This window comes from Spirosoma arcticum, from assembly GCF_054779955.1.
The window spans coordinates 23,144-44,007 of record NZ_BAAGXG010000002.1; the positions used below are offsets into that span (position 1 = coordinate 23,144).

Annotated in this window: 19 protein-coding genes; 15 read left to right on the forward strand and 4 right to left on the reverse strand. The window is 51.4% G+C overall.

Annotated elements, in window-relative coordinates; translation table 11 throughout:
* Positions 1 to 29: 29 nt before the first annotated feature.
* Entirely contained in the window at positions 30 to 932 is a 903-nt protein-coding gene (prmA, locus tag ACYVHB_RS04600; RefSeq protein WP_461050070.1) for a 50S ribosomal protein L11 methyltransferase, read from the reverse strand.
* A gap of 185 nt (positions 933 to 1,117) precedes the next feature.
* On the opposite strand from prmA, the gene ACYVHB_RS04605 reads away from it, so the two are divergent.
* A complete protein-coding gene (locus tag ACYVHB_RS04605; RefSeq protein WP_461050071.1) occupies positions 1,118 to 1,924 on the forward strand; it encodes a polysaccharide deacetylase family protein in 807 nt (268 codons plus the stop codon).
* On the opposite strand, the gene ACYVHB_RS04610 is transcribed toward ACYVHB_RS04605, so the two are convergent.
* Entirely contained in the window at positions 1,901 to 3,130 is a 1,230-nt protein-coding gene (locus ACYVHB_RS04610) for an acyltransferase family protein (RefSeq protein ID WP_461050073.1), read from the reverse strand. The two genes, ACYVHB_RS04605 and ACYVHB_RS04610, sit on opposite strands and share 24 nt — an antisense overlap.
* Before the next feature lie 235 nt (positions 3,131 to 3,365).
* Between ACYVHB_RS04610 and ACYVHB_RS04615 the strand changes: the two genes are divergently transcribed.
* The 8 genes from ACYVHB_RS04615 to ACYVHB_RS04650 all read left to right on the forward strand — a co-directional run bounded on the left by ACYVHB_RS04615 (position 3,366) and on the right by ACYVHB_RS04650 (position 10,447).
* Positions 3,366 to 3,917 (forward strand): RNA polymerase sigma factor, encoded by a 552-nt coding sequence (locus ACYVHB_RS04615; protein ID WP_461050074.1) that lies wholly within the window; start codon positions 3,366 to 3,368, stop codon positions 3,915 to 3,917.
* Positions 3,914 to 4,492, forward strand: a complete 579-nt coding sequence (locus ACYVHB_RS04620; protein WP_461050076.1) for a hypothetical protein — start codon at positions 3,914 to 3,916, stop codon at positions 4,490 to 4,492. The genes ACYVHB_RS04615 and ACYVHB_RS04620 overlap by 4 nt, the downstream gene beginning before the upstream one ends.
* A gap of 185 nt (positions 4,493 to 4,677) precedes the next feature.
* Positions 4,678 to 5,517 carry a DUF4097 family beta strand repeat-containing protein gene (locus ACYVHB_RS04625; RefSeq protein WP_461050078.1) on the forward strand — a complete coding sequence of 280 codons (840 nt, stop codon included), beginning with the start codon at positions 4,678 to 4,680 and terminating at the stop codon, positions 5,515 to 5,517.
* 39 nt (positions 5,518 to 5,556) lie between these two features.
* Positions 5,557 to 6,228: a hypothetical protein gene (locus ACYVHB_RS04630; RefSeq protein ID WP_461050080.1), complete on the forward strand. Its 672-nt coding sequence runs from the start codon at positions 5,557 to 5,559 to the stop codon at positions 6,226 to 6,228.
* Positions 6,229 to 6,372: 144 nt separating this feature from the next.
* On the forward strand, positions 6,373 to 7,146 hold the full coding sequence (locus ACYVHB_RS04635; RefSeq protein ID WP_461050082.1) for a hypothetical protein: 774 nt from the start codon (positions 6,373 to 6,375) through the stop codon (positions 7,144 to 7,146).
* 255 nt (positions 7,147 to 7,401) lie between these two features.
* Complete coding sequence (locus ACYVHB_RS04640; protein ID WP_461050083.1) at positions 7,402 to 9,015, forward strand: OmpA family protein; 1,614 nt, start codon at positions 7,402 to 7,404, stop codon at positions 9,013 to 9,015.
* Between the two features lie 107 nt (positions 9,016 to 9,122).
* The gene (locus ACYVHB_RS04645; protein ID WP_461050085.1) at positions 9,123 to 10,010 is read left to right on the forward strand and encodes a transglutaminase-like domain-containing protein; all 888 of its coding nucleotides are present in this window, start codon (positions 9,123 to 9,125) and stop codon (positions 10,008 to 10,010) included.
* Entirely contained in the window at positions 10,007 to 10,447 is a 441-nt protein-coding gene (locus tag ACYVHB_RS04650; RefSeq protein ID WP_461050087.1) for a hypothetical protein, read from the forward strand. Before ACYVHB_RS04645 ends, ACYVHB_RS04650 begins: the two co-directional genes overlap by 4 nt.
* Before the next feature lie 73 nt (positions 10,448 to 10,520).
* On the opposite strand, the gene ACYVHB_RS04655 is transcribed toward ACYVHB_RS04650, so the two are convergent.
* Entirely contained in the window at positions 10,521 to 11,468 is a 948-nt protein-coding gene (locus tag ACYVHB_RS04655) for a hypothetical protein (RefSeq protein ID WP_461050089.1), read from the reverse strand.
* 344 nt (positions 11,469 to 11,812) lie between these two features.
* Between ACYVHB_RS04655 and ACYVHB_RS04660 the strand changes: the two genes are divergently transcribed.
* The gene (locus ACYVHB_RS04660; RefSeq protein ID WP_461050091.1) at positions 11,813 to 12,637 is read left to right on the forward strand and encodes an Fpg/Nei family DNA glycosylase; all 825 of its coding nucleotides are present in this window, start codon (positions 11,813 to 11,815) and stop codon (positions 12,635 to 12,637) included.
* Between the two features lie 79 nt (positions 12,638 to 12,716).
* Positions 12,717 to 13,577, forward strand: coding sequence for a pirin family protein (locus ACYVHB_RS04665; RefSeq protein WP_461050093.1), 861 nt, complete (start codon positions 12,717 to 12,719; stop codon positions 13,575 to 13,577).
* 77 nt (positions 13,578 to 13,654) lie between these two features.
* On the opposite strand, the gene ACYVHB_RS04670 is transcribed toward ACYVHB_RS04665, so the two are convergent.
* Positions 13,655 to 14,920: a DNA polymerase Y family protein gene (locus ACYVHB_RS04670; protein ID WP_461050095.1), complete on the reverse strand. Its 1,266-nt coding sequence runs from the start codon at positions 14,918 to 14,920 to the stop codon at positions 13,655 to 13,657.
* A gap of 155 nt (positions 14,921 to 15,075) precedes the next feature.
* On the opposite strand from ACYVHB_RS04670, the gene ACYVHB_RS04675 reads away from it, so the two are divergent.
* The 4 genes from ACYVHB_RS04675 to mutL all read left to right on the forward strand — a co-directional run bounded on the left by ACYVHB_RS04675 (position 15,076) and on the right by mutL (position 20,832).
* On the forward strand, positions 15,076 to 15,753 hold the full coding sequence (locus tag ACYVHB_RS04675; RefSeq protein ID WP_461050097.1) for a LexA family transcriptional regulator: 678 nt from the start codon (positions 15,076 to 15,078) through the stop codon (positions 15,751 to 15,753).
* A gap of 311 nt (positions 15,754 to 16,064) precedes the next feature.
* Entirely contained in the window at positions 16,065 to 18,182 is a 2,118-nt protein-coding gene (fusA, locus tag ACYVHB_RS04680) for an elongation factor G (RefSeq protein ID WP_461050099.1), read from the forward strand.
* 110 nt (positions 18,183 to 18,292) lie between these two features.
* The gene (gene rpsJ / locus ACYVHB_RS04685) at positions 18,293 to 18,598 is read left to right on the forward strand and encodes a 30S ribosomal protein S10 (protein WP_077922220.1); all 306 of its coding nucleotides are present in this window, start codon (positions 18,293 to 18,295) and stop codon (positions 18,596 to 18,598) included.
* 185 nt (positions 18,599 to 18,783) lie between these two features.
* Positions 18,784 to 20,832, forward strand: a complete 2,049-nt coding sequence (gene mutL / locus ACYVHB_RS04690; RefSeq protein ID WP_461050101.1) for a DNA mismatch repair endonuclease MutL — start codon at positions 18,784 to 18,786, stop codon at positions 20,830 to 20,832.
* Positions 20,833 to 20,864 lie beyond the last annotated feature (32 nt).

Here is a 20,864-nt window from a genome sequence, read left to right on the forward strand (position 1 = left end):
TCAGCCACAGTAGGGCGGCATTCCGTGTATTATAACGTAAAAAGTGTCGTCATCATCGTTGTCAGTGCGGCCGTGTCATCCGGTTTCTGATAGACAAGCGACGTCCACTGGCGAACGGTCATGCCGCGAATGGGTGTCAAGCCCGCCCCAACGGCGTTACGCTCAATATCCACGGCGTCCTGTTCATAGAAACCGCTGACAACTAAGTAGCCACCCGCTTTTAACAAACTGGTGTAAATAGGAATATCGCGCAGCAACACGTTGCGGTTAATGTTGGCCAGCACTACGTCAAAAACAGGGGGTGTCTGGTCCCAGATGCTGTCGTAGGAGTCAACGTCGTCAATCGTCCCCTGGAAAACGGTGATTTGCGGGCAGTCGTTCAAGTCGGCGTTTTCGCGGGCGTTTTCCACGGCCCACTCCTCAATGTCAAATGCCAGAGCGGCCCGTGCGCCCATTTTTGCCGCCAAAATGGCCAGAATTCCCGTTCCACACCCCACGTCCAGCACGACCTTTCCGCCAAAATCCAAGGCTAACTGGTGTTCCAGCATCATGGCCGTGGTTTCGTGATGACCCGTACCGAACGACATTTTCGGGTTAATGACGATGTCGTACCGAAACTGAGCATTGATCTGGTGAAACGACGCCCGTACCCGGACCTGGTCTGCTACTTCAATTGGCTCATATCCGTTCTCCCATTCGGCGTTCCAGTTCCTCTTTTCTAACGAACTGACCTGATAGGCTATTGCGGTTTGACCGGCGTATTTGGCAATCAGTTCCTGCACCGCCCGCTCCTCAAAATCCGGCTCGCCAATGTAGGCGTTCAGGCCTTCGTCGGTTTCCACGAACGACTCAAAACCGAGTTCGGCGAGTTCAGCGGTGAGAATGTCGGCGTAGTCGGGCGAAACCGTCAGGTGTAATTCGGTATAATTCATGGATCAAAGGTACGGATGTAGCCGCATCGCGCACTGCCTTTGCCCCGGCGCTCATACCCTTGTATTCCTCGCAGCGTCAGGTTGGTTGTGGGAAGAAACCCCTGTACTATGGCTAACTTTACGCAGACCAGTGAGCACCCTGCTGACTGAGATGATTAAGTGATTCACATTCGTACACGACCCTAATGCGCGTTAGACAGTTGCCCATAGTGCTTGGCACCTTATTCTTCGTTGGGTTGCTAATCGCCTGCCGCCCAATAACGCCAGCCCACCCACCGGGTATTGCCCTGTCTTTCGATGACCGGTTCATCAATGAATGGTATCAGCTACGGCCAATCTTTCAGAAATACAACGCCAGGGCTACGTTCTACATTACACAATTTGATAGCCTTACACCAGTAGAGATCGCCCAGTTAAAGACGCTGCAACAGGATGGACACGAAATCGGCTGTCATGGAGCTATTCACACCAATTCGATTAGTTACGTCCGGCAGAACTCAATGTCGCAATACCTGAACGACGAAATTCATCCGGCTCTGCGCTCCATGAAACGGCACGGCTTTCGGCCAACGTCATTCGCGCATCCGGGGGGAGCGCACACCAACGCCATCGACCACGAACTGCTGAAGTATTTCGTGCTGCTGCGCGATGTTGCCCTGATCGAGCGGACTATGTGGGGAGTAACCCTGCGCTGGAACATTCATCTGATGCCCAGTATCTATTACCAGTTCGACGGTGATCCTACGGTTGACGCGCTCCTGTTCGATGAGGGTGCCGGTTTGGGCCTGAGCGACCTGCGGACGGGTATGCGGAAGGCTAAAGAGGATGGCACTGCGCTGATGTTGTTCGGTCACAAACCGTACCAACGGGCTGTTAAAACGGGCGGGTACGGTTTCCTGACGGGACGTTTGGACAGCATACTGGCTGAAAGCAGGCGGCTGGAATTGAAAACCTACACGATGTCGGAGTTAATTCGGCTGAGCAACCGGTAAAACCGGAATTGGTGTATGGGTTGTTTTAACGTATTCAAAGCGCTTCTTGAGCCGCAAAAGCGGTTTTTCGATATATTGGTAGGACAGTGCGGCAACCAGAACCGTGCTTAGGACGGAGCCTGCATAAACCAGCCCATTGAACGCTGAAGCCGGTAAATTGCGGCCAATATAGGTGTGAATGACGTTGACGCACAGCACAATCAGCGCGGTGTGGTAGATATAAATACCGTACGAAATTTTGCCTAAGTAGTTAATAATGGGTTGCTCCAGTTGCACAACCGACGCTGGATTGGCCGCTAAGTTAGTGATGAAGAAGCAGAAAAAAAGACCGTAGAACTCAAGGTTAAAACCCGGTATGGTTACGTTTGTCAGCAGCAAAATCAGCAGTACCGCATACACCAGGTACTGAACAACCGGCCCAAACATAATCTGTAAAACAGCCTTTTTCTGAAAGTAAACCAGGCAGGCCCCCGCTCCACCGATCACCATTGTCAGGATTCTGAACTGACCGAAAAAAAAGAGGAGCGCGTGCTTCGCCGACTGCGTTTCTGCGGGTAAATGTTTACCCACCAGCAGAAGCATTCCATATAGTGCCCCAAACAGGATAACCGCGAAAATAGCTACCGTTAGCAGCATTCCTTTGAGACTCCTGCTTTTGATAACCCACGGCCACAGTAAGTAAAACTGCTCTTCAATACCAATCGACCAGGTTTGAGCGCATAGGTAGGGTGAGCCGTAGACGACCATTGCCATGTTCGGCAACACAACCGAGAACAGTCCAAGTCTACTATAGAAATTAGCGTCGAAATAGTATTGGCCATACGATGAGTCCCGGAATAACGGAATGGTGGGAAACACGAAACAACTCAACAGAATGATCAGGTAGTAGAGTGGCCAGATGCGCAGCACCCGACGCATGTAGAAGTTGCGGATACTGATGTCGTGATACCGGTCTTTTTCGGTTAGCAGCAGGTAGGTAATCAGGAAGCCACTCAGTACAAAGAACAAGCCCACGCCCAGCTTGCCCATATTTCTGATCAGGTAAAAATCGTAGCTGTTGGGCAGTTGAAACGAATACTTTACCTGTTCGATGTGGTGAATTAATACCGAGAAGCAGGCAATGAAGCGGACTCCGTTCAGATTTGGGAAGTATACGGGCGACGTTGATGATCGACCGATGGACGACGGAGACGCGAAATTTAACATAAGTTCAGTGACGGTAGGAATTCAAAGTAACTATTATCTACTTGCTAATCAGCACTATCTTTATTAAGCGGTAGGGTAGGCGCTATCGGATCATCTACTCCCGGAGGAAGAAAAGCACGCGTTATTTGCTGATGCCGGATCGGGTTCTGGGGGCCTATATCAACAAAAACTCTGCTGTCAGTTTCCAACCTTTTAGTCGGTCCGCTGCCCTTTAGCACAACGCATCTGAAAACTCATGCTCCGCTTGGCAACACCGCCCGATATATCTGATCGCGAACTGATCGAACGCTGCCAGTCGGCGTTGGACCACGACCGGTCGGACCGGCGCACCGCCCAACGGCTGCTGTACGAGCGGTATAAGCGAGCTATGTTCTCGACGGCTTACCGGATCACGAACGATTATGACGATGCCAACGACGCCTTGCAGGATGCGTTTGTGGAGGTGTTCCGAAACATCGGCCAGTTCGCCTTTCGCTCAACGCTGGGTGCCTGGATCAAAACCATTGTGGTGCGGCAGGCCATTCGCAAGCAGCAACTCGAAGGCCGGTTTCTGACCCTCGATGAAACCATTCATGACCAGCCCGCGCCGTTTCGCGACACGCTGACCGGGGTTGAACTGGATGCCGCCATCCGAACGCTGCCCGATGGTGCCCGGACGATTTTCCTGCTGGCTGAAGTAGAAGGATACGCCCACAAAGAAATCGCTGAAATGCTCGGCATCTCGGAAGGTACGTCCAAATCGCAGACGAGTTACGCTAAAAAATTACTGAGACAGCGCCTATCATGAACGACTTACTCAACCAACTGCCCGAACACGACCCCCGCCCGGACCTCTGGGCGCGGATCGAAGCCGACCTGACGTCGGACGAGCGGCTGGCCCGTGCCGTGGGCGACCTGCCGACGTTTGAACCGAAAGCCCATTTGTGGGATGATATCCCGACCGACCGCCGGAACACTTTTACGGTCATCCGGCCGCTCTGGGCAGGGTTGGCAGCGGCTGCAGTAGTTGTGCTGGTGGGCGTTTGGCTGTTCCTACGACCCGGAAATGACGAGTCGGTGCGCGTTGAATATGCCGTTGAAACGGGCCAGTCGATACCCTCACCGGATGGTGTCCCATCGACTGCCGACCAGCGGGCCGAGGAGTTTATCCGGCAGCAGTGCGCCCAGCAGACACTGGCCTGTCAGCGGCCCGAGGTTCACGAACTCCGCAATCAACTCACCGATCTGACCGCTGAGCAGGAACGCATTGAGCAGGAACGGCAAACGTTTGGCGACGACCCGCGCTTAGTGCGGGCGCAGGTGCAGATTGAGAACCAGCGGGCCGACGTCACCAAAGAACTCATTACGCTCTTACGCTCATGATAATCGCTTTTTATAATCGCATCGGCCGGTATCGCACCGGCGCACCGGTCGGAGCGGTACCGACGGAGACGCGAAGAGAATCATGGAGAAAACGGAGTTCTTCTTTATGTCGCAGTGGCGTGCCATCTCTGTGGATAGCTCTGTGCGCTCTGTGCTTAAACTTTAGCACTTTCGCCCAGGCACCCGTGCAGGTTGTTACGAAAGTGGTGGAGAAAGAGCTGCCCTACGCCGACGGGCAGCGCATTCGGGTGAACGCTCAGAAAGCCGACGTGACGCTGAAGGGCTGGAACCGCCCGACGGTTTCGGTCCGGCTCCGGCTTGTGGCCAAGCACCGCGACCGGGCCGTGGCCGAGCGCGAAGTGGCCTATCACCAGTACACGCTTCAATCAAACGGTAATGACATTGAACTGGCGAACCGGTTCGTGATTCCACAACGGGCCGGGAAACTGCAAAGTCAGCTCAAGGTCATTTATGACGTTAGCGTTCCAGCGAAGGCGCTTATTCAACTCACCAATACTTTCGGCGATGTGCGGTTGACTAATCTATCCGGCGATGTGACGGTCAAGTTCGAGTTTGGCAAACTGTCGCTCGATGATATTGATGGTAAACTGACAGTCACATCTGAATACGGCGACATCGACGGGCGGGGCGTCGACGCAACCTTCGTCTGCAAAGCTGAGAAAGCAGATATCAGCCTGCGGGAGTTGGGCGGGTCGAACCGGATTACGAGCCGTTACGGAAAATTGTCTATTTGGCCGAATACTCTTACGCTGGACGCCTTACGCGTTGACGCAGCGCGAACAGAGGTGACTTTTGCGCCCCAGCGCGTAACTGATTTTCGGTATGATGTTGTCGCTACGTTCGCTGACATCCGCGTTCCCGAATCGGTGGCAGGCACGCTGGGTATCCACGGCAGTAAGCAAACCTTCACCTACAAGCCGCCGGGGAAAAAAGCGGAGATTATCATTCAGAACACCTATATGCCCGTCACGATTCAGAGCGAGCGATCATTCACCAGCAAGTAGTAAGTACACCTCTCATCGAACCAAAAAATTCATTCGACCATGCGCTGTTTACAGATCACTTTAATTACGCTGCTGATTGCTCTAACGGCTCATGCCCAAACCGAGTCGGTGCGCACGATATATGACGAGGAAACTGCTCGAACTGACACAAATACGCAGAGGTCTGGTTCGCGCTTTTTGAAAGTATACCGCAAGTTCATTCGGGCACAGGTGGAAGAAAAGACGCTAATCAAGATCACGGCTACACCCATACTTGGTTATGCGGGTTACGTTGGGACCAGGTCCGGATTTCGATCAAAACTGGCTGTTGAACGAAAACTGATACCGGCGGTATCCATACAGGGTGCACTGGCTACCGTGTATAGCCAGGTGAGCCGCATCTCGGAAGAGGTTTCGGTAAATGGGCTGCTGAATTTGCGCTGGTACTACGCCCAGAATAACCGCATCCGTAAGGGAAAAAGTGCCAACAACTTTTCGAACCAGTACGTCATGTTCATGGCAAATCAGTCGCTTTTTAATCAGGCCCGGCTAAAAACCACTGGCGAACGATATTCGCGGGTAATGACCAGCGAAATTGGTATCGGCTGGGGTGTCCAGCGCCGGTTAGGTCGATTTGGCTATTTCGACTATAGCATCGGACCGGGAGTGACAACCACTCAGAAACCGCGGTTTACGGTGGTTGGCACGCTGGAAATTGGTATTGGATTTTAATTGGCATATGCCGGATAGCTTTATTGCTAAACCTTGGCTGGTAGTTTGACGCTACTTTGTCCGTACATCGCCAGTTCCACTTCACAAGCCTCGCAGGTAACAACGACTTGCATTCACTTTTGAAACTTTTAATCAACAATACTCATGCGGTACAATTTTATCGTCGTTGCACTAATGCTCTCTGCAACGGTACAAGCCCAATCTGACTCAGTTCGTACGGAATACCATACCGAAGACGAATCAATCTCGAAGAGCGAAATCAAGCGATTCATTCGCTACATCACGCGGGCAAACGTGGAGGAGAAGACGCTGGTGAAAGTAGGGTTCTGGCCAGACGTAGACAGAAGCCCTGCTTTTGAGAATGAGACCCGGACACTCCAGGTAGGAACGGAACTGGACATTTCAATTGAACACAAATTGACGCCTTCTGTATCGGTATTTGCTGGGGTGAGTGGTCACTTTAACTACGAAACGTACGCAAAATTTCCGCTGAATATTCCCATTGGAACAACGATAGACCCTCGCTTGTACGACCAACCCGAGCGGATGACGCGAACAGCGTTCAGTGGAAAAGTTGGTGTACGGTATTACTACGAAATGGCCGACCATATTCGCAGGGGACTTTCTGCTAATAATCTCTCCGGTAATTATGTAATGGCTCAGGTTGCAGAACCATTTATAGGATTCAATGCATATAGATATTATAATCAACTGACCCAGGAAAAATTCAATTACCGATACCGCACTAATTTATTAGTCAATCCTCAGCCACGAGTTTTTGTAGCCTACGGTATTCAACGACGGCTTGGCAGAAGGGGGTATTTTGATATTAATGCTGGCCCAGAGATTCTATTCACAGATGGCTTCGGTACGCGGGATTCATTCCAACTCAACGCCCTAATTGGTGTTGGCTGGTAAGGCACTTTATCTGACTCTTCAGTTCCATTTTACAAACCTTAGAGATTGTCTGGAAACGGTATTTTGGTAAAGCCAGGAGCCAGTAACTTTGTACAGGAGATTATTTTTAGATGGCCTCCGAAAAATGCGGGTATAGATATGTCAGATTTGGGATAACAACGGAGTGACACAGCCACGCGGTCTAAGCTGAAATCATACAAAATCTGTCCTCGCCGTCGTTCTTTCTCAAAGTGCATTACTGTCCCACGCAACCCAATGAGCTTTCCCGGTGCCATAGCCGCCAGCCTGATCTCCTTACTGATTTCGTTCCACTCCAGCGGTCAGTCAGGTAAAGACTCTACCCGAGTCGAAAATCTCGGTAACCAGGTTAATTCGGAGTACAACGAAATTAATCCAATGATCGCGCCCGATGGTCGGACGTTGTATTTCGCCCGTATTAGCCATCCCAACAATACGCACGGTGCTAAGGGAAGCCAGGATATCTGGTATTCGGAGTTTGACGAAGCGGGCAAAAAATGGGGTCCCGCCCGGCGCATGGGTTTTCCGCTCAACAAAGACGAATACAATTGTGCGTATAGCATCACGCCCGACGGACAGTCGATGCTCGTGAAAGGCTCCTACAGCAACGGTAACTATGAAACGCGCGGATTTTCGCTGAGTAAGAAGACCGCCAGCGGTTGGTCGCCCCCGCAGAAGATGGACATCCCGAATTATGTCAGTATGAGCAAAGGCCAGTTCGACTGCGGGTTCATGTCAGCGGACGGGAAGGTGCTGCTGATGGCCTTCAGCGAGAAGAAGAATAGCAAAGAAGATGATATCTACGTCAGTTTCCGGCAGAAAGACGGCTCGTGGAGCAAACCAATGGACCTCGGCGTGGAGGTCAATACGAAATTTACCGAAACAACGCCTTTTTTGGCTCCCGACGGCGCAACGCTCTATTTTTCGAGCAATCGCGATGGCAGCTTAGGCAGTAACGATATTTACGTCTGCAAGCGCGTCGATAAAACATGGAAGCACTGGAGCAAGCCCGTCAACCTCGGCCCGAACGTGAATACCGACGGGTACGATGCGTATTATACCTTGTCCGCGTCGGGTGAGTATGCGTACCTGACTACGTTTAAGAACACGCTCGGCAAGGGCGACATCGTGCGCGTTAAGCTCATTGATGAGCGCCCAACCGACCAGCCGGGCCGGGTAGGTGGTGGGGGAGATGTTGCTGACAATTCCGGCACCCGGCCTGATCCGGTCGCGCTCATTAGCGGCAAAGTAATCGATCAAACGACGGGCAAGCCCATTGAGGCCCGAATCATCTACCAAACGCTTCCCGACGGAGCCGAAGCGGGTGAGGCTACATCGGACCCAATCACGGGTGAGTACAAAATCGTACTGCCCTACGGTCAAAAGTATTCCATGCGGGCTATTGCGAAAGACTTCATTGCTGAGGGAGACAACGTCGATTTGACCCAGACAAAAGGATTTCAGGAAGTAAAGGGTAAGGACCTCAAATTAGTAGCGATTGAGGTTGGGCGGTCGATTCGATTGAATAATATCTTCTTCGACACAGGGAAGGCTGAGTTGCGCCCTGAATCTGGCCCCGAACTCGATAGGTTAGTGATAACGCTCAACGAAACACCCAAGATGGTGATCGAAATGCGCGGTCATACGGATAACACGGGGTCTAACGAAATCAACGCTAAACTTTCACAAGACCGCGCTGACGCTGTCCGGGAGTATTTTATCAGTAAGGGTATTGAGCCGGACCGCGTTGCCAGCAAGGGCTTCGGAGAAACCAAACCCGTCTCAACCAACGATACGGACGAAGGCCGCCAGCAGAACCGACGGGTAGAGTTTGTAATTGTTAAAAAGTGAACGGCTGGGTTTTTACGTTTGCCGTCAATTGGTGCAGATAGCGACCACGTCAGATTTGCCGAATTGAACGTAGATTTGTCTACTCATCACTTGCAACAGTCAATAGCATGCAACTTAACGCCGGGTGTGAACTACTGTTTGAAGCGCAGGGGCCAACGCCATTAATTTTAATGCTGCGCCCCCGCTCCGGGGCGGGGCAGTGGATTATTCGCGAAGAATACCGCATTATGCCTGCTGTCAATATCACTGAATTTACGGACATGTATGGCAACCTCTGCCAGCGGGTCGTAGCGCCCGAAGGGCCGTTCTCCATTCACTTTTCGGCTACTGTCCAAACCGCCGACATTATTGATGTAGCGATCGGTGCACCGTATACGCCCGTTGAAGACCTCCCCGACGATGTGTTGCATTATACGCTACCCAGCCGCTACTGCCAGTCTGACCAATTGGGCGACTTAGCCAATCAGATTACGGAAAACGCCGAACCGGGTTACGACCAAGCCGAAGCTATCCGTTGTTGGATTCACGAGAATATTCGCTATGAATACGGCACCAGCGATGCCAGCACGTCGGCAATTGATACGGCTGATAAACGGGTGGGTGTCTGCCGCGATTTCACGCATCTCGGCATTTCGCTGTGTCGGGCGCTGAACATACCCGCCCGAATGGTGGTTGGTTATCTGCACGAGCTCGATCCGATGGATTTGCATGCCTGGTTTGAGGGGTACGTAGATGGCCGCTGGTTTACCTTCGATGCTACTCAACAACAACCGCGCGGAAATCGAATCACCGTGGCATACGGCCGTGATGCCGCCGATGTAGCCTTTACAACCCAATTTGGACCGATGACGCTTAACGAAATGAAGGTTTGGGTGGAAGCGGCCCAACCCGATGAGGCTGAGCCAGCAATGGATGAGGCCGAAAAAAAATCAACCGACGTGCCAACCCCTGAAGACTCGGTAGGGTCCAATAATCAAACGCAAACCACACGATGATCCAACGACTTCTCCTGTTCGCCCTCCTCGCCATAGCTACGGCCTGTCAGCGCGATACCGATGTCCAACCAAGCCCGCAGACACTGGCGGGTGAGGTTGCTGGCACATACCGCACAAACGCGTACCTCGATCCATCCTGCGTGGCGTTGTCAGCGAATCAAATGCCCTACGCTGAACTACGCGCTGAGTCGGATAGTTCGGTTACGCTGATCTACACAAAATTATACCCGGACAGAAGCAGTCAACGTATTTCAAACATAGGCTTAGGCCGCGCAGAGACCGACGCCATTCAACTACGCTTAGCTGATTCGAGCATCGGCACGCTGCAAACCGACCGCGTTTTCATGAGCAATGGTATGGAGAAAAAAGGAAAGCTATTGCGGATTTCGTTACAGAACAACCCGCAACGTTCATTGTATTTTGCCGGGTTCAAATGAGTGATTTTTGCTCATCAACCAAAAAGCGCAATACCGTCGGGTATCGCGCTTTTTGGTTGATGAGCATTTTTTTCTACCGGACTGCAAACTGACCGGCACCAATGCGGAATCCTTCAGAATACAACTCAACGGTGTATTTACCCGACTTGTAGGGAATGCCACGGGTGTAAAGCAATTCTACGTTCTGACCATTACTGGTGTAATTGACCGTTTGCTTGGTGGTGTAAATGGTTTCGTTACCATCCACGCTAAACGTACCCGAGCCATTCGCCATGTCCGATACAACGGCACCCTGGGGGTCAAGCACCCGAACGAACACGTCTTTGGGTTCTTCACGGGTCAATGGGTTATCCAGCAGCGTATAAACCAATTTGATCTTATCGAGCCGTCTTGCTTTGTAGGCATCATCTTCTTTTACCTTACCTTTCGAGCTAACTGCGAACACCTTCACATTCTGCGCTTTCAGGGCAGCCGCGCGGGTTACTTTCGTGCTCAGTTCTTCGTTCTGTGAAACAACCTGAGAGACCACCGTAGTTACCGAATCACGAAATTGTTGCCCCTTCACTTTGAGACCCGTGTTTTCTTCGTCCAGCACCTTTACGTTGGTCGCCAGCGTCACGTTCTCGCGCTGGAGGTTGGCGATGAGCGTGTCTTTCTCAACTAAGAACGCTTCGTACTGCTTAATTTTAGCGTCGTAGCGGGCCAATGAAATTCGGCTGCCTTTGCGTAGAGAAGCTTTGTCGTTCTCTAACTGCACTTTCATTTTCTCCAACTCGGTAACGTCACCACCTAACTTCTGCACTTCGGCAATCTTCGCATCCAAAGCTGTCGAAATCGAATCCAGTTTAACGCGGGTCGTTGATAGCTCTTCAACGCGCTCGGAGATGGTTACCTCCTGATTTTCTGAAACTTTTTTCTGATCAAAATACAGATAGCCTGCAACGCCGGCCAAACCCGTCATAATAATCAGAGCAGCTAACAGGGCACCATTGGTCTTGGGTCTTTGTGGATTATTCTCCATAGCAAATTTTCAGTTTAACGATTAAACATGCACTTCTTACTCGTGTAGAGGTTGTTACATCTGAACGAATTAATGGTTTAGGATAAGAGCAAATTTGGCTGCAAGATAATTGTCTTCTAACGATAATCGCAGTAATCTAACGCAGGCAGTACAAGCGGTATTGTTCCACACAGCCGGTAGATTGGTGGCAAAGTTCTAAAACAAAACCCTGACAAACAAGCGTATCAGCCATACAATCAATAATTGGACGGGTCAACGACCCCATCATTCTACTTAAACGAGGTCGTGCGTAATTAGTTAACAACGGGCTGTTTTGTCGGTTTAAGTAAGAAACAATTCAGTTTATGCCCGAACTTCCCGAAGTCGAAATCCGCCGTCAGTATCTGGAAACGTCATCTTTATTTCAAGCTATTCAACACGTTGAGGTAGAAGATAAAAAATTGTTGACAACTGACTATACCACGTTGGAAAACACCCTCGCTGGGCGGCAGTTTACGGGTACGCGCCGGGTAGGCAAAAACCTGTTTGTGTTGACCGACGAGCCGAATATAATCGTCAGAATGCACTTCGGCATGACCGGCGATCTGGAGTATTACCACGCATCCCTCGACCGGCCACGCTTTGCCCGGATCGTGTTTGAATTCGGCAATGGCTACAACCTCGGCTTCCTGTGCCCTCGTAAGTTTGAGCGGGTTGGTTTGGTGGGTGACATCGATGCATACTTAGTAGAGAAGAAAATTGGGCAGGATGGACTGGACATTTCGCTGAATGTGCTGACCGACCGGGTACGGCGCAAAAAAGCATTTGTCAAGCCTGTTTTGCTGGATCAAAGTGTGGTAGCCGGGCTGGGCAACTGGATTGTGGACGAAGTGCTGTTTCAGGCATTCGTACATCCCGAACAACGCGCTGACACACTTACCGACGCGCAGATGATTCAACTGCACGATGCTATTCGGTTCGTACTCGAAACGGCCATCCGTCACGAAGCCACCTACCGCGACTTTCCTAACAGTTTCCTGATTCACGTTCGGGAGTGGGACGACTCGCCCTACGATGATGTTGAAGCGCACAAATTCTGCCCCCGTTGCCGCACCCGCATTGAACGCTCTACCGTTGGTGGCCGCACAACATTCTTCTGCCCGAACGAGCAAATAATAACGCGCCGATGATACCACGAGAGGATCATTGTGTGCGCTGAACTCACGCATTAAATTATCAGTTGTTGTATTAAATGTATATACATCAATCATGAAAACTCAGCGTACAGTCGCCGAAATAAGAACAGCTACGCCGAACAGCGTTGGCGATGGATTTATTGGATTAAATGCTTTTCACCCACAGGGGTCGCGACCGTTCAATCCATTTCTACTACTCGACCATCACGGACCAATGCAGGTACAGCCGTCAGAGCGGCCTAAAGGCGTCGATCAACACCCGCACCGGGGATTTGAGACGGTTACGATTGTATATGAAGGCGCACTGGAACACCGCGATTCGGCCGGTAACCGGGGTAAACTCTTCGCAGGTGATGTACAATGGATGACGGCTGCATCGGGGATCATCCACGAAGAGAAACACGAGCAGGAGTTTTCGCGCCGGGGTGGTCAATTAGATTTTGTGCAGTTGTGGGTTAATCTGCCCGCCAAAGATAAAATGAGTCCGCCCCGCTATCAAGACATCGCTTCGTCGCGCATTTCGACGGGTACGCTACCCGGTGGTGGCCAATTGCGCGTCGTTGCGGGCGAGTTCGCTGGATTGCAGGGACCTGCTCACACCTTTAGCCCGGTTGTTGTGGCCGATTTAACGCTGGTTGCCGGGCAAACTGAGATTCTTACCGTCCCATCTGACTATACGCTGATGGTATATGTGCTAAACGGCTCGGCAACTACAAACGGCGATCCGGTTTCCCATGGGCAGGTCGCATTGACTAACCCTAATGGCAATACAATCAGCGTAGCCGCCAATACAGATGCTAAACTGCTCATTCTGGCCGGAGAACCAATCCGTGAGCCATTGGCTGTGTATGGACCATTTGTAATGAACACCCGCGAAGAAATACTGACGGCGTTTGACGACTTTCAGAACGGGCGGATGGGTGTGCTGAATTGAGTGTAGATGTGTTTGGGTGTGTATGTATTTGAGCGTGTGTGTGCGCCGTCTGCAAGCACTCAAACACACCCAAACACTCACAAGTCCTTGATATTCCCAAACCCGATTACATCCCGGTACGCTGGGTTGTCGCGCAGTTCGGTAGCGCGGAGGAGTTTGTCGGCACCGAATTTGGTTTTCATATCGTAGAGCGTTTGGCGCAGCTTATCTTTTTGGGAGTTATCCTCAAACAAATTCAGCGGCACCGAGTCGGCCGGAATGAACCGAAAAATCGTCACACACATACTCCGCAGGTGTTCGTTCAGGACCGGTTCACAACGGTGCGCTTCCTGGAACTTGATCAACCGCTGCACTATAACACGGTATAGTTCGGGGCCGTCCTGCTTCGGTTCGGGAAAGCGCACCTCATAGTTGTACGTTTTGCCGCTGTGATACCGGCAGGAGAACGACATTTCCTGGCAAAATACCCGCTGCCGAACCATACGCCGTTCGAGGGTTAGACACAGCGACAGCAGTAGTTCGTCCAATCGTTCGGGAGTACTGCGCTGCTCGGTCGAGATGGTACGCATCGCCGACATGCTTTTGTACTCGCTGTTCGAGTCCAGATCGACTTCTCCGGCAAAGTTCAGCCGCAAATGCCAGTGCCAGCCCACGATGCTTTTGCAGGTAGCCCGCAAGTGTTCGGGTGAGGCATAGCGCAGGTCCAACGGCGTATGAATACCGCCCTCCTGTAGCCGGGCCGCCATGCCGTGACCAATGCCGGGCAGATCGGTCAGGCGTAGCGAACGCAGTACATCGTCAATGGTGTCGGGAGTAATTACGGTCAGGCCATCGGGTTTTTGAACATCCGACGCCAGTTTAGCTAAGAAAACATTTGGTGCAATACCGATGGAACAGCGTAAGTAATCGCCTACGTCCTGCCGAATAGCCCGCTTTATGTCGAACGCTACCTTTCGCATGTCCTTGTAAACCAACTGATAGTTAGTCAGATCTACAACCGCTTCGTCAATGCTTTTGGGCACAACGTCGTCGGCGAATCGCTTCAGCACGTCCACAATCTTCACGTGGTATTCTCGATACCGGCTGGGATGTGTCTCAACTGGTACTAATTCGGGGCAAAGGACTATCGCTTCATCCAGGCGCATTCCGGTTTTAACGCCCCGTAACTTGGCCTCGATTGAAGGCGCTATAACGCAGCCTTGCTTACCGGTATAAACGCACACTCCCACCGGGCGTCCTCGCAGCCAGAAATTGACCTGTTGTTCGCAGGAGGCAAAGAAGCTGTTCATGTCGATAAACAGCACCGTAGGGAGAACATGTTCGGTAAGCCGATTTCGATTCATGAATTGCTGGATAAGAAAGTGATGAAAGGCATGGCGATTGCTCTGTATTTATAGTATGTTTGCGTAATACAAGCGCAATATATTTTACTTGTATTATAATGTCTATTATTTATACGATAATAATGGAAAAATGTTTGGACAAAATTGACGGTACAATGAGCGTACAGAATCGACTAAAGCAGGTATTCGACGCCTTAGGCATCACTATTTATCAGATTGCCAAGGAATTAGGCGAGAACCCATCGAAATTTTATAACATACTAAATGGCCGGGCTAAACCGTCGTATGATACAATTATGAGTTTGCTGGCTTGCTATCCCCAGATCAGCGCAGACTACCTGATTCGGGGTATCCTGCCCGTGCTCAATTCACCCGAAGCTAACGCAGTGATGGCTACTACCAACGACGACACTATTGAGGTGCCGTTTGTGCCGGTGCGTTTCTACGCTACGTTCGTTGAGAGCTATGCCGATGGCATTGGTACGACGGATGCCGAAATGTTCCGTATCCGAAAGCCCGTCACCAAAGGGTATAAACAGGCTGTTGTGCTGGAAATTTCGGGGAATAGTATGAGTCCGCAGTTGGCACACGGGGCCAAAGTACTGGCGGTGCCCGTCAACGAAAGCGACTGGGAATACCAGTCGGGGGGCGTTTTTGCCGTGATGTACCGGGACTATTTTGTGGTTAAGCGCATCCGCGATAATGAACTGATTACCCGTAAATACCTTACACTCCACTCTGATAACCCTAACGGTGGCAACGTAACGGTTCCCCTCCAAGACATTCGGGGGCTGTGGAAAATCGTAACCATCGTGGAGGCTCCGGTCGAATAATACTACGGTTCCTTTATCGGGCAAGGGGTACACTCAGCAAGGTCATACTGAGTGTACCCCTTTGTTTTAACCGTCGGACGACGGAACTGGTGGACACGCTGGCCCAATATCAGTGGTCGATCAAGGAGTAATGTAGGCCAACAACAGAACTACATAGGGTCTGGTGTCGGTGGTCAATTGTTCAATACCCATTTGTTTTGTGGCTGGCTTTCAGTAATTTTGCGACCTGATTCCCGAAAGGGGGTATTTGCCGAACTTACCGGCCCCTTTCCACTGTTTTAGAATTACATAACTTTCAGTATAACAAGCTAATGGCTCGCGATTTATTATTCACGAGAAACATCGGTATCGCTGCCCACATCGACGCGGGTAAAACGACCACTACCGAACGTATTCTCTATTATTCCGGGGTAAGTCACAAGATCGGTGAAGTCCACGATGGGGCCGCCACCATGGACTGGATGGAACAGGAGCAGGAGCGGGGGATCACGATCACCTCGGCCGCGACAACCGTCGACTGGACCTACCGCGACCAGAAATACCACATTAATATCATCGACACACCGGGCCACGTTGACTTCACCGTTGAAGTGAACCGCTCGTTACGTGTGCTCGATGGGCTGGTGTTCCTTTTCAGTGCCGTTGACGGCGTTGAGCCGCAGTCAGAGACGAACTGGCGTTTGGCGAACAACTACAACGTAGCCCGCATTGGCTTTGTCAACAAAATGGACCGTTCTGGTGCCGACTTCCTCAACGTGTGCAAGCAGGTAAAGGAAATGCTCGGCAGCTACGCGGTTCCTCTTCAGTTACCCATTGGCGAAGAAGAAAACTTCAAAGGCGTAGTTGACCTGGTCAACTTCCGGGGCATTGAATGGAACGAAGACGATAAAGGGATGACGTTCCGCGAAGTGCCCATTCCGGCCGACATGCTGGAGGAAGCCAAAGAGTGGCGTGGGAAACTGCTGGAAGCCGTAGCCGACTTCGACGATACGTTGATGGAGAAGTTCTTCGAGGATGAAACGTCAATCACCGAAGACGAAATTCTGGCGGCACTCCGTAAGGCAACTGTCAGCATGAAAATTGTGCCGATGCTTTGCGGCTCGTCCTTCAAAAATAAAGGTGTGCAAACCATGCTCGATTATGTGATGGCCTTGTTGCCGTCGCCGATGGACAAGGAAAGCATAAAAGGTACGCATCCCGACACGGGTCAGGAAATCTCGCGTAAGCCAGATTCAAAGGAGCCATTTTCGGCCCTGGCGTTTAAAATTGCAACTGATCCTTACGTTGGCCGTTTGTGCTTCGTACGCTCATACTCGGGTGTGCTGGAGTCAGGCTCCTACGTCCTGAACAACCGGTCGGGCAGCAAGGAGCGGATCTCGCGTATTTTTCAGATGCACGCCAACAAGCAAAATCAGATTGATCGGCTGGAAGCGGGCGACATCGGTGCTGTAGTTGGTTTCAAAGACATCAAAACCGGCGATACCTTGTCGGATGAGAAGAACCCAATTGTTCTGGAGTCGATGGTATTCCCCGAACCGGTTATTGGGTACGCTATCGAACCGAAGAAGTCGGCCGACCAGGATAACTTCTCGAAAGCGATTGGTAAGTTGATCGAAGAAGACCCAACCCTCAAAGTTGAGTCGAACGAAGAAACTGGTCAGACGATTATCCGGGGTATGGGTGAGCTTCACCTCGAAATCATCATCGACCGGATGCGTCGCGAATTCAAGGTAGAAGTAAATCAGGGTGCTCCGCAGGTGGCTTACAAAGAGAAGCTGTCCAAGAACGTCGAACACCGCGAAGTGTACAAGAAACAAACGGGTGGTCGCGGTAAGTTTGCCGACATCGTGTTTGAACTTGGACCTCGTGGCGAAGATGAAAACGGCGTTGTGCCGCCGGGCTTAGAGTTTGTGAACGGCATAGTGGGTGGCGTGATTCCCCGCGAATTTATTCCGGCCATCGAAAAAGGATTCAATGAATCGCTGAAAAACGGTCCGTTGGCTGGCTTCCCCCTACAGGGCATGAAAGTGCGGCTGGTACATGGCTCGTTCCACGATGTCGACTCCGATTCGCTATCGTTCGAGATGGCGGCTCGGCTGGGCTTCCGCGATGCGGCCCGGCAGGCTGGTCCGAAACTGCTTGAGCCAATCATGGCCGTTGAAGTGCTAACGCCCGAAGAATACACCGGTCCAATTACGGGTGATCTAAACCGTCGTCGCGGTGTAATGAAAGGTATGGACACGAAAGCTGGATCGCAGGTGATTCGGGCCGACGTTCCCCTGTCGGAACTGTTTGGTTACGTAACCGACCTGCGGACGATGTCGTCGGGTCGTGCTACGGCGAACTTGACATTCGCGCACTATGAAATTGTGCCGAACAACATTGCTGAAGGTGTTGTCGCTAAAGAAAAAGGAACAGTGAAGGCGTAAGCCTGTATTGATATTGGCCAGTGAGTCACGAATGACTTGCTGGCCATTTTTGTGCTGTCGGAGTAAATGGTTCTTTCGGCAAGCATTCTCACATAACGAACCACAACACAATGAGTCAGAAAATTCGCATTAAGCTGAAATCGTTCGACCACATGCTGGTTGATAAGTCGGCTGAGAAGATTGTTAAAGCCGTTAAGTCGACGGGTGCTATTGTCAGCGGGCCGATTCCCCTGCCGACCGACAAGGAAATCTACACCGTGCTGCGGTCGCCCCACGTGAACAAGAAGGCACGGGAGCAATTTCAGCTTTGCACCTACAAACGGTTAGTTGACATCTACAGCAGCAGTGCCAAGACGGTCGATGCGCTGATGAAACTCGAATTGCCGAGTGGAGTTGATGTAGAGATTAAAGTTTAACGATTGGTTGTAGACGTCAGTCGTTTGAAAAGCCACAAAAATGAGACACATCCGTCTCGTTTTTGTGGCTTCTTCGTTCAATTTATAACTCCTGTAGTTTATCTGAATTATACCGCCCGGCTTGCCGTTTTCTTCGTATATTGTAGAACACGGCGAATGGCCGTGATGAAGAGAATTCCTCAGCCATGTTAAACGTAATCCAGCTACTGCCCGATTCGATTGCCAACCAGATTGCCGCCGGTGAGGTGGTGCAGCGGCCAGCGTCGGTTGTGAAAGAGTTGCTCGAAAACTCGGTCGATGCGAAAGCTAAATCCATACAGGTTATCATTCGTGAAGCAGGCCGGAATTTGATTCAGATTGTGGACGATGGGGCCGGTATGACCGAAACCGACGCCCGTATGAGCTTTGAACGCCATGCTACGTCCAAAATTCGCACGTCAGACGATCTGTTCAGAATTCGGACAATGGGGTTCCGGGGAGAAGCACTCGCGTCCATCGCGGCCGTGTCTCAGATTGAGATGCGAACACGCCGGGCAGAGGAGGAGCTCGGTACACTCATCCGCATTGAAGGGTCAGAAATCAAAGCGCAGGAATCAATATCGTGTCTGCCAGGAACGAACTTACTAATAAAGAACCTGTTTTTTAATGTCCCGGCCCGGCGCAACTTTCTGAAATCAAACTCAGTCGAGATGCGCCATGTTCTGGACGAATTTCAACGGGTGGCGCTGGCCAATCCGGAGGTGGCATTTTCACTATTTCACAACGATCAGGAGGTTTATAATTTACCCGCTGGAAAGCTTAGCCGACGCATCATCGACATGTTCGGTAAGAACTACCGCGAGCAGTTGAATCAGTGTGATGAGCAGACGCCCTACGTAACGGTGCATGGATTCATCGGTAAGCCTGAGTCGGCTAAGAAAGCCCGCAACGAGCAGTTCTTTTTTGTCAACAACCGGTTCATCAAGCATAATTACCTGCACCATGCCGTAGTGGGGGCGTACGAAGGTACGTTGCCCGAAGGAAGCCATCCGTTTTATGTCCTCTTCATCGAAATAGATCCATCACACATCGACATCAATATCCATCCGACTAAAACTGAAATTAAATTCGACGATGAGCGTTCCGTGTATGCTATTATGATGGCGGCCGTTCGGAAGGCGGTGGGCGTTTATAACCTGTCGCCGTCGCTCGACTTTGAATCAGATGTTAATTTCCTGTCGGGTGGGCGGGGTAACAGTTCTGGCAAAGCGTCGGGGGCCGAAGGTCGCCCCGATGCCAAGCCCATTACGGCGTCATGGGCGGCAGGCGCATCAGCCAGCGCTCCTCCCGCATCGGCGGACCGATCTACTACAGAACGTCGGTCTACCAGTGCGTCATCTTCCCGGAGTGAATCGTTGGATGGCGCAGCAGGAAGCAGTTTCGATATGGCTAAGCCCCGGCCATCGGTTAACAATTGGCAGGCTTTGTTCGAGGGTGTTGCCGGAACTGAATCACCAACGCATGAGCCCGCCAAACCAGGAGAGGGTGGAGACTGGCTCACTCCGGCCCGATCCGGTTCGATATCCACTGCCCCGGCGTCGCCCGAGAGCGAATCGGTTACGCTGGGAAGCCGGGTCAATCAATTGAAAGAGGCTGTTGATGCACAGGAGCCGATCAGTCAGGTGGTCATTGAGGAAGATAACATCGTGCAGGTACTAAATCGGTATCTGATGTCTCCGGTGAAGTCGGGGATGTTGCTGATTGACCAGCGCCGGGCTTACGAGCGAATTTTATACGATCAGTTCCAGGCATCACTAACCACGCGCAACGGTGCTTCGCAGCAGTTGCTGTTTCCCAAAACAGTTACGCTTAGCCCCGTCGATTTCCAGTTAGCCACCGAACTGCGCGACGACCTGACGAATCTGGGCTTTGAATTTGATGAGTTAGGGCAGAATACGTTTGTGATTAGGGGCGTGCCAACGCTGACGATGGGTGAAAATGAAGAAGAGTTGTTTGCCAACCTGCTGGCCCAATTTCGGTCCGATACCGGTCATTTAAAACTGGACCGGGCTGAGTCGCTGGCCCGGTCGCTGGCCCGGCGGTCATCCATGCGGCACACAACCCGTCTTAGCGCTACTGAGCGCAAGGCACTTATCGATCAATTGTTTGCTTCTACCAATCCTACTTACACCCCAACCGGTGACTTGGTGACGGTTGTGTTGACGTTGGATAAAATTGCGGGACTTTTTCGCTAAAAATTGGGTTAAGCAGTGTAAATTAGTCAAAA